The organism is Streptomyces sp. NPDC041191 (assembly GCF_055591945.1).
In genome coordinates this window covers 1-13,590 of sequence record NZ_JBVIZC010000012.1, presented here as the reverse complement: position 1 = coordinate 13,590, position 13,590 = coordinate 1, and the positions used below count along the sequence as shown (strand labels likewise).

The following is a 13,590-nucleotide window of genomic DNA, read 5'->3' as shown; positions in this document are numbered from 1 at the left end:
CCCGGGAGCGTCACCCGGTGGCGGGCGCCGCGCGCGGTACGGGCGCGAGGGCTATCATGATTCCTAGTTGTTTAAAATAGAACTACATGCTTTCGGAAGGGTCGCGAATGAGTCAGGTGAAGGTCGAGGTGCTGTCCGCGCGGGACGTCCCGCTGGGCGGCCCCCGGGCGATGACCGTACGGCGTACGCTCCCGCAGCGCTCCCGGACCCTCATCGGAGCCTGGTGCTTCGCCGACCACTACGGCCCCGACGACGTCGCGGAGTCCGGCGGCATGGACGTGGCCCCGCACCCGCACACGGGCCTGCAGACCGTGAGCTGGCTGTTCAGCGGCGAGATCGAACACCGCGACAGCCTGGGCAGCCACGCGCTCGTGCGCCCCGGCGAACTGAACCTCATGACGAGCGGCCACGGCATCAGCCACTCGGAGGTCTCCACCGCCCGCACCACGCTTCTGCACGGCGTGCAGCTGTGGGTGGCCCTCCCGGCGGAGCACCGGAACACCGCCCGGGACTTCCAGCACCACGTCCCCGGGACCGTCCGCCTGGACGGGGCGGACCTCAGGGTCTTCCTCGGCTCGCTGGCCGGCGAGACCTCCCCGGTGCGGACCTTCACCCCCCTCCTCGGCGCCGAACTCGTCCTCGACCCGGGCGCGTCCGTCGTCCTCCCCGTGGACCCCGCCTTCGAACACGGCCTGCTCGTCGACCAGGGGGAGGTCCGCCTCGCCGAAACGCTCCTGAGCCCCGCCGAACTGGGCTACGCGGCCCCCGGAACCGACGCGCTGACCCTGGCCAACCTCTCGGACACCCCCGCCCGCGCGGTCCTGCTGGGCGGCCCGCCGTTCGGGGAGGAGATCGTCATGTGGTGGAACTTCGTCGCCCGATCCGGTGAGGAGATCGCGCAGGCGCGCAACGACTGGGAGAAGGGCTCGCGGTTCGGCGAGGTGCACGGCTACGACGGCGCCCCCCTGCCCGCCCCGGCCCTGCCCACCACCCCGCTGAAGCCGCGCGGGCGAGCGCACTGACCTGGGGAAATGCGGGGATGGGGCGGCGGTGCGGTCACCGGTGGCCGCCGTGCCGGGACCTCCGATCCGCTGCCTGGCCTGGCCTGGCCTGGGTTCGGGGGCGGGCGTCCGCCGGGTCCGGGGGGAGGGCGGCGAGTCGCGTCTTCGGATGTTCGTGACAAGGTTCGACCGGATCGATGCTGACCTTTTGCCGACTTTCCTGACGGCGCGTCAGGCGTGTCGTGCGGGAGTCGGCTCTCCTTCGTTCGATGGTGGTGCGGGCGATCCGGCATGCCTGGCCTGCGCTCCGGGGCAGTGTCGATCGTTACTGATCTTTTCGTTAGTTCCGTGTGTGACGGCCTCATTGAACCTCTTTCATCCTGTGCTGGAGGGTGAAAAGGGCTGGTCGGCAGGTGTGGTGACGAGACAGGGCCCCTCGTCGTCGGCGTGGTGATTCCACTCGTCACACCGGCGACCGAAAGGGCCCTGAGGGTTTCCGTATCCTGCCATGCTCGATGCCCCGTATGAGCTGGTTGAACATGTGTCCTGGCTGCTCCACGAGCACCGTCAGGCTCGGAACACCCGATGGCGCAAGCTCGGCTTCTTCCAACAGGCTCTCCTCACGCTGGTCCATCTGCGGAAGAACGAGACGTTCCCGCAGCTCGGAGCGGGTTTCGGGATATCGCAGGCCACCGCCTGGCGCTACGTCGACGAGACCCTGAACATCCTGGCCTGCTGGGCGCCCGGTCTCTACGAAGCGCTCGTCGACCTCGGTGAAGGCGACTACGTCATCGTCGACGGCACTCTGATCCCCATCGACCGCATCCGTGTGGACGAGCCGTACTGTCCGATGAAGCACTGCAAACACGGGATGAACGTTCAGGTCATTGCCCGGCCCGACGGCACACCGCTGTGGTTCTTACGCGCGACACCCGGACGCACCCATGGTCTGACCGCGGCCCGGGCCCACAGCCGTTGTCCGGGCCTGCCTCACCCGACAGATCCTCGTCCTCTCGGACGCGCCTACCAGGGTGCCTGCGCCGCCTTCCGCACCCCGTACTGACACCACCGCGGACAGCCTCCGCAATACCAGGAGTTCAACTACGACCACGCCAGACTCCGAGCCCCCGGCGAACGCGCCTTCGCGCAGCTGAAGTCCTGGCGACTACTCCCCCGAGCCAGATGTTCCACCCGCCGTATCAGCACCATCATCCAAGCCATTCACACGTTACTGAGCCCCTTTCATCCTGTGCTGGAGGGTGAAATGGGCTGGTCAGCGGGTGTGGTGACGAGGCAGGGCCCCTCGTCGTTGGCGTGGTGATCTCACTCATCACACCGGCGACCGAAGGGACCCTGTTGGTTCCGTATCCTGCCACGCTCGACGTCCCCTACGAGCTGGTCGAGCATGTCGCCTGGCTGCTGCACGAGCACCGCCGGGCCCGCAACACACGCCGGCGCAAGCTCGACTGCTTCAAGCAGGCACTGCTGGCCCTCGTCCATCTCCGTAAGAACGAGACGTTCTCGCAGCTCGGAGCAGGTTTCGGGATATCGCAGGCCACCGCCTGGCGGTGTGTCGACGAGACCCTGGACGTCCTGGCCGGCTGGGCGCCCGGTCTCCATGAAGCCCTCACCGGCCTCGGTGAAGGCGACCACGTCATCGTTGACGGCACCCTGATCCCCATCGACCGGATCGGTGCGGACGAGCCGTACTACTCGATGAAACACCGCAAGCACGGCATGAACGTGCAGGTCATTGTCCGGCCCGATGGCACACCACTCTGGTTCTCCCGCGCGACGCCGGGCCGGACCCACGACCTGACCGCGGCCCGGGCCCACGGCATCGTCCAGGCCTGCCTCACCCGGCAAATCCTCGTCCTCGCCGACCGCGCCTACCAGGGCGCCGGCGCCACCGTCCGCACCCCCTACTACCACCACCGCAAACAGCCCGAGCGCTACCAGCAGTTCAACCGCGACCACGCCCGACTCAGAGCCCCCCGGAGAACGCGCCTTCGCCCAGTTGAAAGCCTGGAGACTGCTACGGCGAGCCCGATGCTCCACCCGACGCATCAGCACCATCGTCCAAGCCGTCCACACGCTACTGACCTGCAACTATTCAGGATGAAAGAGGTTCAGTGGGTCACCATGCTGATCATCACCCGTGAGGGTGACCGTCGTTGCAAGCTCCGTCCGCCCCAGCGCGCGATGGTGGCACTGGTGTACCTGCGCGAGTACACCACTTTCGCGAGGATCGCCGTCGACTTCGGGATTAGCGAGTCCACCGCCCACGCCTACACGAACGCAGTCGTGGACCTGCTCGCCGAGCGTGCGCCGGGCCTGCTGAAGACACTGCGCGAATACGAACCCACTTCGTCCTGCTCGACGGCACTATCGCCGAATGCGACCGGGTCGGTGACGGCCATGCCGCCTATTCCCATAAGCGCCGGCGCCATAGTGTGAACGTGCAGGTGGTCACCGACCCCGGCGGCTGGCTGCTGTGGCTCTCGCCCGTCCTGCCCGGCCGCCTCCATGACCTGACTGCCGCCCGCGCTCACCGGAGCATCCGGATCTGCGAGCGCCAGGGCGTTCCCATCCTGACGGATCTTGCCTACCAAGGCGGCGGCCCTTGGCTGACCGCGGGCATCAAACGCAGACCCTTGCAAGACCTCAGCTCCACCGAGAAGACCGTCAACCGGGCCCTGGTCGCGGCACGGGCACCGGTCGAACGAGGTGTCGCCCGCCTGAAGCCCTCTCGGATCTTCCGCAGAGCCCACTGCAGCCCGAACCGCATGACACCAATCGTCAAAGCCGTCCTCACCCTGGAGCAGCAACGCTGAAAAAGCTCATCGGTTCCCCAGGGTGTTCAGGAAAGATCCACACCGTACCTCCATGCCGCAGTCGGCAGATGGGTCCTGCCCGAGGAGCAGGAGACATGATGGGGTTCCTGCTGGGCAGTCTCTTGGACTTCCCACCGTCGTCCGCAGTGCGGGAGGTGAGCTTCCGTTGGGCAAGCGATCAGACCGGTACGAGTGTCCGGGACCACCGGCCCTTCCACCGGCGTCATTGAGGCGACGGGCCGGGGCTGGTCTGCACCGCTGACAGCGGAACGTACGCCGTCGGCATCCAACAGCATCACAGACCCGCTCCTCTCCTGGGTTCGATGCTCTCCCTTACCGCTCGGTGTACTCCGGCTTTGCTGCCACTGGAGGGGACGTCAAGCACCGCACAAAGAAACCGAGCAGCTCCTATTTGCCTTTGCCCCGTGCACCGGTGAGTCCAGGATGTAGGACACAGGCTGGTCCCCCGGCAACATCCGCGATTTGACAGCACCTCTGATCGGGGCGGCCAGGAACTGTGGGCGAACCTCAACAGGCGAGGGCTCGACGCAAGGCTCCTGACCGCCGCCGACCTGCATGCAATTGAAGAATGGCGGGTTTGTCAGCTGATGGCCTGGATGGTGTTCCAGCTGCCGGTGCCGACCTCGATGCTCGGGCCGTCGACGGGGCCGTTGACGGAGGTGGAGCCCTTGTAGAACTTCAGGGTGCCGTCACCGGCGGTGGTCCACATGTCGGCGACGCCGTCCTGGTTGGCGTCGGCAGCGCCGGCGATCAGGGGCCGGAAGGCCGTGGTGTATCCGCTTCCGTACTGGGACCAGTTGCCAAAGGTTCCGTTGGCCTGCCCGCGGTAGAGGCGCAAGGCACCGTCACGGGTATCGCGGACCAACAGGTCGACCCGACCGTCCTTGTCGGCGTCACCGGGGGCAGTGATGGTCATCGGATTCCAGCTCCCGGTGCCGATCATGACGGGGGCGGAGACGGCCGGCGTGGGAGCGCTGGTGCCCATGTAGCGGTACAGCTTGTCGTCATAGGCGGCGACGAGGTCGGGCTGTTCGTCGAGGTTGATGTCCCCCACGCTGACGATCCGGGCGGCAGCGGGCATGGTGCCGATCTTGACCGAGGCGCCGAGAGTGCCATCACCGCGGTTGGGGTAGACGCGCAGTTCCCCGCCGACGACGGCGACGATGTCCTCCATGCCGTCACCGGTCCAGTCACCGCGGTGAGTCACAGAGGTGCCACCCCAGGAGCCGGTGCCGATCATGATCCTGGTGCCGAGTGCGCCGGTGCCGGTGCCGGGGTACAGCCACAGCTTGCCGTCGTTGTCGGTCGCTACCAAGTCGGGCTTGTTGTCACCGTTCATGTCGCCCGGACGCGCGAACGTCGTACTTGTGATCCAGGACTTCACATCGTCGGTGCGAGTGGCGACAGCTCCTGTCCGGGTCTCGGCGCGGTCGGTACCTAGACAGCCGCCCTGCCAGGACCTGCTGGTCACGGCGACCAGCTCTGTCGTGGTGCCGTTGGTGCGCAGGACGGGTCCGCCGGCGTCGCCCTGGCAGATGACGGCCTCATCGGTGGCGATCAGGGTCACGTCTGCCGAGGTGTCACCAGAGGCGGTGAACGAGGCGGTGTGCAGCTTGCTGGGAACCCATTCGGTCTTTGTGCGGCCGAAACCGGCCACCTGGACGCTTTGGTCGGTGGTCACGGGGTTGGAAGCCAGGGTTACCGGCTTCACGCCGGCCACGCCGGCATTGAGCTTCACCAGGACCAGGTCGCGGCTGGAGTGCGGGATGAGTTGTGCCGCGGTCCGGGTGGCACCGGTAGCGGTCTGGTTCAGGTCGGTGCGGCCGACGGTGATGGTGGTGGCGACAGTGGGCTTGCCGCTCGTGGGGATGCCGGCGGCGGTGAAGCAACTGGCTCCGGTCAGGGCCCACTGGGGGGCGACGAGGACTGCGGTGCAAGCGCCAGTCTCTCCGATGCGGAGCTTTCCGACGAACGCGTAGGGATTGTTTTCGGTGGGCGGCGGGGTGACCGGGGTGCTGGTGCCGGTGACCTGCAGCTTCAGAAGGACAGCCTGTTGGGGGTCGGCAGGGTCGGCTTCGCCGAAACCCTTCGAGGTGTCCCGGGCGATGATCAGGTTCTCGGTAGTGCCGTCTATGGAGACGCTGGCCTTGATGTCCCGATCGTCGGTCTCGATCCGGTAGGCGCGAGGGATGCTGACGTTCAGGACGCCGGTGTTGGCGGCCGTGAAGCAGATCCGTGACTCGTCGGTCGGCAAGTTCCGCGCCCAGACCTTGATCTGGTGGGGTTCTGAACAGGGGATGAAGGTGATGTTGCCGTCGCCGGAGATCAGGTCCGCGCCGGTCAGCGCGAGAATGTCGGCTCGGTTGGGGTAGGAGCCGTCCTCGACTGTGGTCGGGGGGCTGGTGTCGGCCGGTGTCTCGCCGACTGCAGCGGCCAGCGGGGTGGGAATCCCCATGGTGACGGCTACCACGACAGCCGTCACAGGCATCGTTCTGCGTATACGCACTGCTGTTTTCGCTTTCCAGGACGGATCTCCTGCGGGTGCAGGAGGTTCAGGAGCAAAAGAGTGACCGGCCACGGGACACGGCAGGCGTGATCGCCTGGGGGCCACCGAGCAATATAGCCCCAAGATCGGCTTGCGGGCGCATCAATAATGCTTGGGGCCAAACTGGCAAAGCCGCAGGTCACGATGGGGTAACTACTGGCTGCAGGTGTACAACCCTGTGCGCTTCGCATGGATCTGCTGTGTGGATCATGATGAGGCCATGCCGGGTTTGAGGACCTGGATCAGGTCTGCCGCCTTCAACCTAGAGATGCCGAATCACAGAAGGCGGCAGGCTGGCTTGACATGCATCCGTTGTGAAACGAGCCGCTTACTGCTCCTAGGAGCCCACACGGGCCCCTAGGACACCCAGACCATCGAGGGAATCCAAGACAGTGCGTCAACGTATAGGCCACCGGCTTCAAGGAAGCGGATGGCGACTGGTTGGAAGATCAGCCCGGGGCCTGCTGCCCCTGACTCTTTTGGCCACACTCATCTCAGCGGCCCCGGCCGGTGCTGAAGACCCCTCCACCCCGCCGCTCTCCGACCGCGGACGGGTGCTGCAGTCCTGGAAGCTGGGAGGCCCGGCAACCAGAGCCTCGGCCGAGGCAGCCCTCACGGGCACCGACGAGCAGATCGGGCAGTACCTGAGCGAGGGCCAAAAAGCAGCGGAAGACCTTGACCTGAGAGAAGCTGCCCTCACGCTCGTCACCGAGGCGGGACCCGGAGTGAGCGAGGCCGCGGCCAATGCCCTTAGAGGGACCCCGCAAGACCTAGCCACGTTCATGAAGGACGGCTGGCGGCGGCCCCTGGAGGACGACCAGCGGGTGGCCGCAGCACGCGCCACCGAAGCCGGTGGGGCCGGCGTCCGCGAGGCTGGCGACGCGGCGATGAACGGAACCATCGACGATGTCCGCGCCTTCCTGAACGAAGGCCAGCACAAGCAGCGGGACGACGACGCCCGGGTCCGCGTCACACAGATCGAGATGACCGGAGGTCCCGCTACCAAGCGGGCTGCTGCTGCCGCGCTGAGCGCGGGTATCGGCGAGATACGCGATTTCCTCGCCTACGGGCAGCACATCGCCCGCGCCCAGGACAAGGAATACGCCAGCGTTAGCGACCTGGCCAAACAGACCACCGACGCTGCCAAAGCAGCCGACAAAGCCAAGTCGAACGCCGAAGAGCAGGCTAAGAAGGCCAAGACCGCCGCCAGTCTGGCGAAGACGGAAGCGGCCATCGCCGCCAACGAAACCCGCCTGGCGAAGAACGACGCCGACAAGGCCGAGGACGCAGCCCGCCGTGCGGCCGAGTCCTCCCGCCGTGCGGCTGAGGCCGCGAAGAGCGCCATCTCGGCAGCTCGCGCCGCCAATGCTGCCGCACAAACAGCAATCATCGCCGCCGCCAATGCTTCCGCCGCAGCCCAGCGCGCCTCTCAGGCCGCCAGTAACGCCTGGGCAGCAGCAGCGTCAGGCAAGGTCAACGAGCAGGCAGCCGCTGACGCTCTGCAGACTGCCACGGATGCGGAGAAGATCGCCAACACCCTCACCGCGATGGTGAAGACCGCCACAGCCGCAAAAGAGGCGCTGACCGCGTCCCTCGCTGCCATTGACGACATGAATGCGGCCGCGGCGAGCGCCAACGAAGCCGCAGGCCACGCGGCCCAGGCCGGCGGCCACGCCGGGCAGGCCAAGGCCGCTGCCGCTGCGGCACAGCGCCACGCTGCCGAGGCACGGCGTGCTTCCCTGGCAGCGCAAAGCTATGCCGATGACGCCGTCAACGCCGCGATCGAAGCTCGCGACGCCGCGTTTTCCTCCGCCTCCCACGCACGCAAAGCCGCAGAAGCGGCGCGCAAGGCCAACGAACACGCCGGTGACGCCCAAGCGGCGGCCAACCAGGCAAAGATCAACGCCGGCGAAGCAATGCAGGCAGCCCATACGGCTGCTGCCGCGGTCACCAAGGCGCAGCAAATCCAGGACACCACCCGCAAGGGCGAGGCCCAGGAGATCACCACCCGCACCGCTTTGCTGGTCAACGAAGCCCGCGACGCCAAGGAAGCCGTCGACGCTACCAAGGCAGAGATCACCAGGGCCAAGGCAGAAGCCCTCAATCTCCAGGCAGGCTTCGACGCCCTCGCCACCCAGGCTGCCAACCCGGACGCCGACCCTGCCCACGTGGCCGCAGCCGGCCGCAAGATGGCAATGGTGGCACTGCAGATCCGCGGCCCCTGGAGCCGCGCCGCCGCCGAAGCAGCCCTCACAGGGGATGACGACGCCGTCATCGCCTACGCCCGCACCAGTTGGAAGCAGGCCGAGGAGGAGGACGAACGAGAAGCTATCAACGTCCTCGCCGAACAGTCTCCCTACGAAGACGTCCGGATCGCAGCCACCCAGGCACTCTCAGGCACTCCCGCCCAGGCCCATGCCTTCTTCGAGGCCGGCCAGTACCAGGCCGCAGCACCCGACAACCGCATCGAAGTCGCCCGCCTCGCCGAAGCTGGCGGAGTAGGGGTCAAGGAAGCCGCCCAAGCAGCCCTGAACGACCCCGACCCCAAGGCCCTCGACGCCTTCCTCACCCAGGGACAGCACCAGGCCCGGCTCGAGGATTATCGTGTCGAAGCAGCCCGACTCGCCGAAGGCGGGACCCCCGAACTCAAGACAGCGGCCGAAGTCGCCCTCGCCAGCCCCGACACCCACCTGATCACCTTCATCACCTCAGGCCAGCACAAGGCCATCCGGCGCGACCAACTCAACGTTGCCCACATTGAGCAGATCCAGGGCATCATCGCCAAGGCTGCCGAAACCGCTGCCCGGGCCTACAAGTCCGCTTACGACGCTGCGGCGGCGGCCGAAACCGCACAAGGCCACGCGGACACCGCAACTGGCCACGCTCAAAAGGCCACCGAGTACGCCAACGAGGCCGCCAACCATGCCAACCGAGCCCTAGAAGCTGCCACCCGTGCCGAAGCCTCGGCCCGCTCTGCAGCTAATTCCGCCGCTACCGCGCGAAAGGCCGAGGCCCAGGCGGCCAGCAGCGCCCGTAAGGCTAGGAACGCGGCCATATCCGCCGAAGCCAGCTACGGCGCCGCTCAGGGTTACGCCGCAAGCGCCTTCCAAGCAGCCGAACAAGCACGCCAGTCCGCCCTCAACGCCGGACAAAGCGCTGCCGACGCCTACGTCAAACACCGCTCGACTGTCGTCCGCTACCAGACAGAGCGCTACACCGCAGAGCAGCAGGCGCTCCTTAACAAGAGACTGGCTGAGCACGAAACCGCGCTCACGCTGGAAGCCGAAGCAGGTGGATCTTCTGAACTGCTCACCTTGCTCCAGGGCCTCATTGGCAATGATATTCCGCCAGGTATGAGCCTCAAAGATTTTATTCAGCTCAAACTGGATATGCTCGGCTTGGTCCCCGTTATCGGTGAGCCAGCCGACGCGGCCAACTGCATTGCCTATACAGTGGAATCCAATCTCGCCGACAAGTACGGCATAGGCGAAAAAGATGCATGGAAGGATGCCGTACTCTCCTGTGCATCCATGATCCCATTCGCAGGCTGGGCTGCCGTAGGGGGCAAGGCCATGCGATGGTCGGGGAAGTACGGTGATGAAATCGGTGGGATCTTCGAGACAATCGGGAACCTCTTCAGGAAGAATCCATGCAGTCCAAAGCACAGCTTTCCTGCGGGAACGCGTGTGCTCATGGCGGACGGATCAACCCTTTCCATCGAGCGCGTCAGCACCGGGGACCTGGTGCAGTCTGCCGATCCCGCCACGGGGAAGATGAGCCCCCGCCGGGTCCTCGACACCATCTACACTCCAGACGACCGGGACTTCACAGGAATCACCCTCCGCGGAACCGGCAAGCAGGACGTGCTTTCGGCTACCGACCACCACCCTTTCTGGAACAAGAAAGAGCAGCGCTGGACGGATGCGGGAAAGCTTGCGGTTGGTGACACCCTGCAGACTGCAGAAGGCCGCTCTGCAGAGATCACCCACGTGGTGCGCTGGAAGAAGCTCCAGCCGGCATACAACCTGACAGTCGCGGAACTTCATACGTATTTCGTCCTGGCAGGCAATTCGCCAGTCCTGGTGCACAATGCCATTTGCCCGAAGGAACTTGATGAGTACTGGCATCGTGGAACTCATCCGGATACCGCAACGACCTTCAAGAAGCACTACGAAAAGCACGGCGTTCCCTATGGGAAAACGCCCGAACAGTACTTGAGGGACTCGCGGGAGTGGCTGGCGTCAAACCCCGGAGGGCGAGGGTACAACGTAGTCGGCGAAAAATGGGGACCGGGTCAATACGCCAAGAAGTACACGAGTACTGCCCCGGGCGGCGGTCCAGGGGGTTGGGTGAGTCCCGACGGAAAGATCTTGACCTTCTGGTATAAGTAGCCATTTCTTAAGTGGCTCGCGACCTAAAAAGTGTTACAGGAAGTCGTGTCCCAGGCAGGTCAGAGCCGGGTTCGGTGCTGGCCTGGCCTGGCCATGAGGCGAGGGCGAGGTTGTGTATGTGGGCGACGGCCTGGACTGCGTGGTGGAGTTCGCTGCCATGCTGTCGGCAGTCTTCAGAGGATGTTGTTGCGCTTCATCCGGGCGAAGGCATGCTCGGCACGGGCCCGCATCCGCCGGTGCTCGGCGTTGTCCTCCTTCTCGCCCGGCAGCAAGGCCCGGTTGGAGCGTTTGCGGTGCGGGACCAGTAGGCTGGTGTTGATGTACGCACCGTCCCCCAGCACGGTCGCGCCCTCGCAGATGGTAGTCAGGCCGGAGTCCCGCCAGCCCTTCGCGTCCGCGGTGGTTCCGTCCACGATCCACAGCCGCTCGACTGCGTCGTCGGGGCGAGTGGCTGGCTCGATCGCCGGCGGCGGACGCAGCCGCTGGATGACTCGGCGCGCCGTCGTCGGCGAGACTTCGCACAGCGGAGCGAGCTGCCGCAGGGTGAGGTTCGTGCGGTAGTAGACGGCCACCAGTAGGACCCGGCCCACGAGCGGCAGGCACCATGGTCGGCCACCGCCAGTACCGTCCCCGCACGACCTTCAGTGGACGTTCGAACTGTCGCATCCTCAGACCCGTGAACGTCTCAATCCATAACGGCTCAGCCTTCAAAACCCCACTCATAGAGAAAAAATATCCGGGTCAGATACTTCTGCAAAAAGCTTTACTCCCGTGTCTCTGGCGGATCTGAAGTCGGTAGGGACGCTTAACCGAGTCCTAGGGTGCCATTCGATTTCATCGCGCCCATGAGGCAGAATAGAAGGCATGATGGAAACGAAACTAGAGAGACTGTCACGCCTGTACGCCGAGTACGGGCCCTGGCCGTTCCCTCCCGGGTTTACCACTCGTGATCCCGGAGGCCACTGCATGGCGATGATGGATACAATGGTTTCTGGTTGTATCGCATCGGCCATTGACGGGCCCTTGGATGACTGGCGTCGCGATGTCTTGGCGGCCCGTACCCGGATCCTTGCGGAAGTGCTGCCGACTATAAGTGACGACGAGTACGCGACGAAGTACTTCTCTCACCTCTACGCGATGGCTGTGCTGGCTGCAGAAATTGATGGCGCCAGGGAGAGCCATTAATAAGTATTTTGGGAGTGGTCACCGATCGGGTGACGGCCAGGGGTGGAGGGCAGTCGGGGCCTTCGGTCAGTGGTTCGAGATGTCTGACGTCTCAACCGCTGCGACCGGAGGCCTCGTTGGTCATCTATCCTGCCGCACTCGACCTGCCGCATGCGATCGTGGAGTGGGTCACGATGTTGATCGTCACCCGTGAGGGCGACCGTCGGTGCAAGCTGCGGCTCTCGCAACGTGCCATCATCGCCCTGGTCCACCTGCGCGAGCACGCCACCTACGCGAAGCTCGCCGCGGGCTTCCGGATCAGCGAAGGTACCGCCCACACCTACGTACAGAGCGTGAGCAAACTCCTCGCCGCGAGAGCACCCTCGCTGACTCGGGCACTGCGCCGAGCTCGCCCCGAGTACGGTCCTGGTGGACGGCACCATCGCCGGGTGCGACCGGGTTGGCGACCATGAAAAGGACTACTCAGGCAAGGCTCGGCGGCACGGCGTGAACATCCAGGCCGTCACCGACCCCGCGGGCCAGTTGCTCTTGTACTCCCCCGCGCCCTGGTCGCACGGTCGACATCACCGCTGCTCGCACCCACCGCATCATCACCATCTGTGGACGACTGTGGATCCCCGTCCTCGCCGACAATGCCTACGCCGACGCCGGTGAAACCTTTCAGGCCCCGTTCAAGCGCCACCTCGCAAGACCTCACCACCAGGCAGGTAGCCGTCAAACGAGCACATGCCTGGCCCTGCTTCCCCGTCGAGCGGGCCTTTGCCCGTCTCAAGGCCTGGCGGATCTTCCGCAAAGCACGGATCAGGCCCAACCGGCTCACGTCAATCACCAAGGCTGTCCTCACCCTCGAGAGACGATGCTGAAGACCCTTGGTGAGTCGAGGTGTCGCAGGGAGCCGGCGCTGAGGTCGCGCCGGCCGGCCTTCCACTCGGTGACGTACTGCTCGAACCGCATCGGTCCGTACTTCTGGATGCGTTCGGCCTTGCGCTGATTCTGCGGGTTGTTCTTCCGGGCCTGGTACACCTCGGCGAGGCGGGCCTTGGCCTTTTCCTGGGTGGAGAAGCCGGATTCCTCGGCCTGCTGTCCGGCCGCGTTGCGGTAGCGGATCTTGTACTCGTGCGGACACCTCGGCCACCGGCTCCCGGTGTGCTCGCACTCCTTGAAGAAGCTTCCCATGCCGCGGACGAGGTTGATGGTGGCCATGTTTGTCTACTCCCGGGCGCCTTGCTGACCTCTTGCTGGCCCCGGATGGTCGATCAAGCCCCTGAGCTGGGAGAAAACGGTAAACCCGTGCTGTGGTGGAACGTCGTCGCCCGGTCCGGTGACGAGATCGTGCGGGCGCGGAACGGCTGGGAGAGCGGCTCGTGGTTCGGCGAGGTGCACGGCTACGACGGCGCCCCCCTGCCTGTTCCGGCACTGCCCACCACCCCGCTGAAGCCGCGCGGGCGAGCGCGCTGAGCTGCCGCCCCTCCCTGCGGGGGCGACGCCGGACGGTCACCCACCGGTGGAGCCGCCGGGCAGTGAGCTTTTTCAGCGTTGACGCTCCAGAGTGAGGATGGCTGCGGCGATGGCGGTCATCCGGTTGGGGCTGCAGCGGGCTTTGCGGAAGATGC

6 protein-coding genes and 6 pseudogenes are annotated in these 13,590 nt (G+C 65.6%); 8 read left to right on the top strand and 4 right to left on the bottom strand.

The genetic code is table 11. The annotated features are described in order from the left end of the window. Window positions 1-107: 107 nt before the first annotated feature. From ACZ6AQ_RS23300 to ACZ6AQ_RS23285, 4 genes and pseudogenes are all read left to right on the top strand, one after another. Window positions 108-1,022 (top strand): pirin family protein, encoded by a 915-nt coding sequence (locus ACZ6AQ_RS23300; protein ID WP_468761928.1) that lies wholly within the window; start codon window positions 108-110, stop codon window positions 1,020-1,022. Between the two features lie 426 nt (window positions 1,023-1,448). Further along, window positions 1,449-2,235 (top strand): annotated as a pseudogene (locus ACZ6AQ_RS23295) (transposase family protein); the annotation flags it as partial. A gap of 80 nt (window positions 2,236-2,315) precedes the next feature. After that, a pseudogene (locus ACZ6AQ_RS23290) lies at window positions 2,316-3,123 on the top strand (transposase family protein). After that, a pseudogene (locus ACZ6AQ_RS23285) lies at window positions 3,120-3,835 on the top strand (transposase). The pseudogenes ACZ6AQ_RS23290 and ACZ6AQ_RS23285 overlap by 4 nt, the downstream one beginning before the upstream one ends. Window positions 3,836-4,436: 601 nt before the next feature. Here the strand turns inward: ACZ6AQ_RS23285 and ACZ6AQ_RS23280 are convergent. Then, window positions 4,437-6,338, bottom strand: a complete 1,902-nt coding sequence (locus ACZ6AQ_RS23280; RefSeq protein WP_468761926.1) for an FG-GAP-like repeat-containing protein — start codon at window positions 6,336-6,338, stop codon at window positions 4,437-4,439. A 542-nt stretch (window positions 6,339-6,880) separates the two neighbouring features. Here ACZ6AQ_RS23280 and ACZ6AQ_RS23275 point away from each other — a divergent pair. Beyond that, the gene (locus ACZ6AQ_RS23275; RefSeq protein ID WP_468761924.1) at window positions 6,881-10,792 is read left to right on the top strand and encodes a polymorphic toxin-type HINT domain-containing protein; all 3,912 of its coding nucleotides are present in this window, start codon (window positions 6,881-6,883) and stop codon (window positions 10,790-10,792) included. 94 nt (window positions 10,793-10,886) lie between these two features. On the opposite strand, the pseudogene ACZ6AQ_RS23270 reads toward ACZ6AQ_RS23275, so the two are convergent. Continuing rightward, window positions 10,887-11,515 (bottom strand): annotated as a pseudogene (locus tag ACZ6AQ_RS23270) (helix-turn-helix domain-containing protein); the annotation flags it as partial. 243 nt (window positions 11,516-11,758) lie between these two features. Between ACZ6AQ_RS23270 and ACZ6AQ_RS23265 the strand changes: the two are divergent. Continuing rightward, on the top strand, window positions 11,759-11,977 hold the full coding sequence (locus ACZ6AQ_RS23265; RefSeq protein WP_468761923.1) for a hypothetical protein: 219 nt from the start codon (window positions 11,759-11,761) through the stop codon (window positions 11,975-11,977). 116 nt (window positions 11,978-12,093) lie between these two features. Then, window positions 12,094-12,840: pseudogene (locus ACZ6AQ_RS23260) on the top strand (transposase). Here the strand turns inward: ACZ6AQ_RS23260 and ACZ6AQ_RS23255 are convergent. Next, complete coding sequence (locus ACZ6AQ_RS23255; RefSeq protein ID WP_468761921.1) at window positions 12,818-13,180, bottom strand: hypothetical protein; 363 nt, start codon at window positions 13,178-13,180, stop codon at window positions 12,818-12,820. The pseudogene ACZ6AQ_RS23260 and the gene ACZ6AQ_RS23255 overlap by 23 nt on opposite strands. 87 nt (window positions 13,181-13,267) lie before the next feature. On the opposite strand from ACZ6AQ_RS23255, the gene ACZ6AQ_RS23250 reads away from it, so the two are divergent. Continuing rightward, entirely contained in the window at window positions 13,268-13,435 is a 168-nt protein-coding gene (locus ACZ6AQ_RS23250) for a hypothetical protein (protein WP_468761919.1), read from the top strand. Between the two features lie 72 nt (window positions 13,436-13,507). On the opposite strand, the pseudogene ACZ6AQ_RS23245 reads toward ACZ6AQ_RS23250, so the two are convergent. Next, window positions 13,508-13,590: pseudogene (locus ACZ6AQ_RS23245) on the bottom strand (IS5/IS1182 family transposase); the annotation flags it as partial.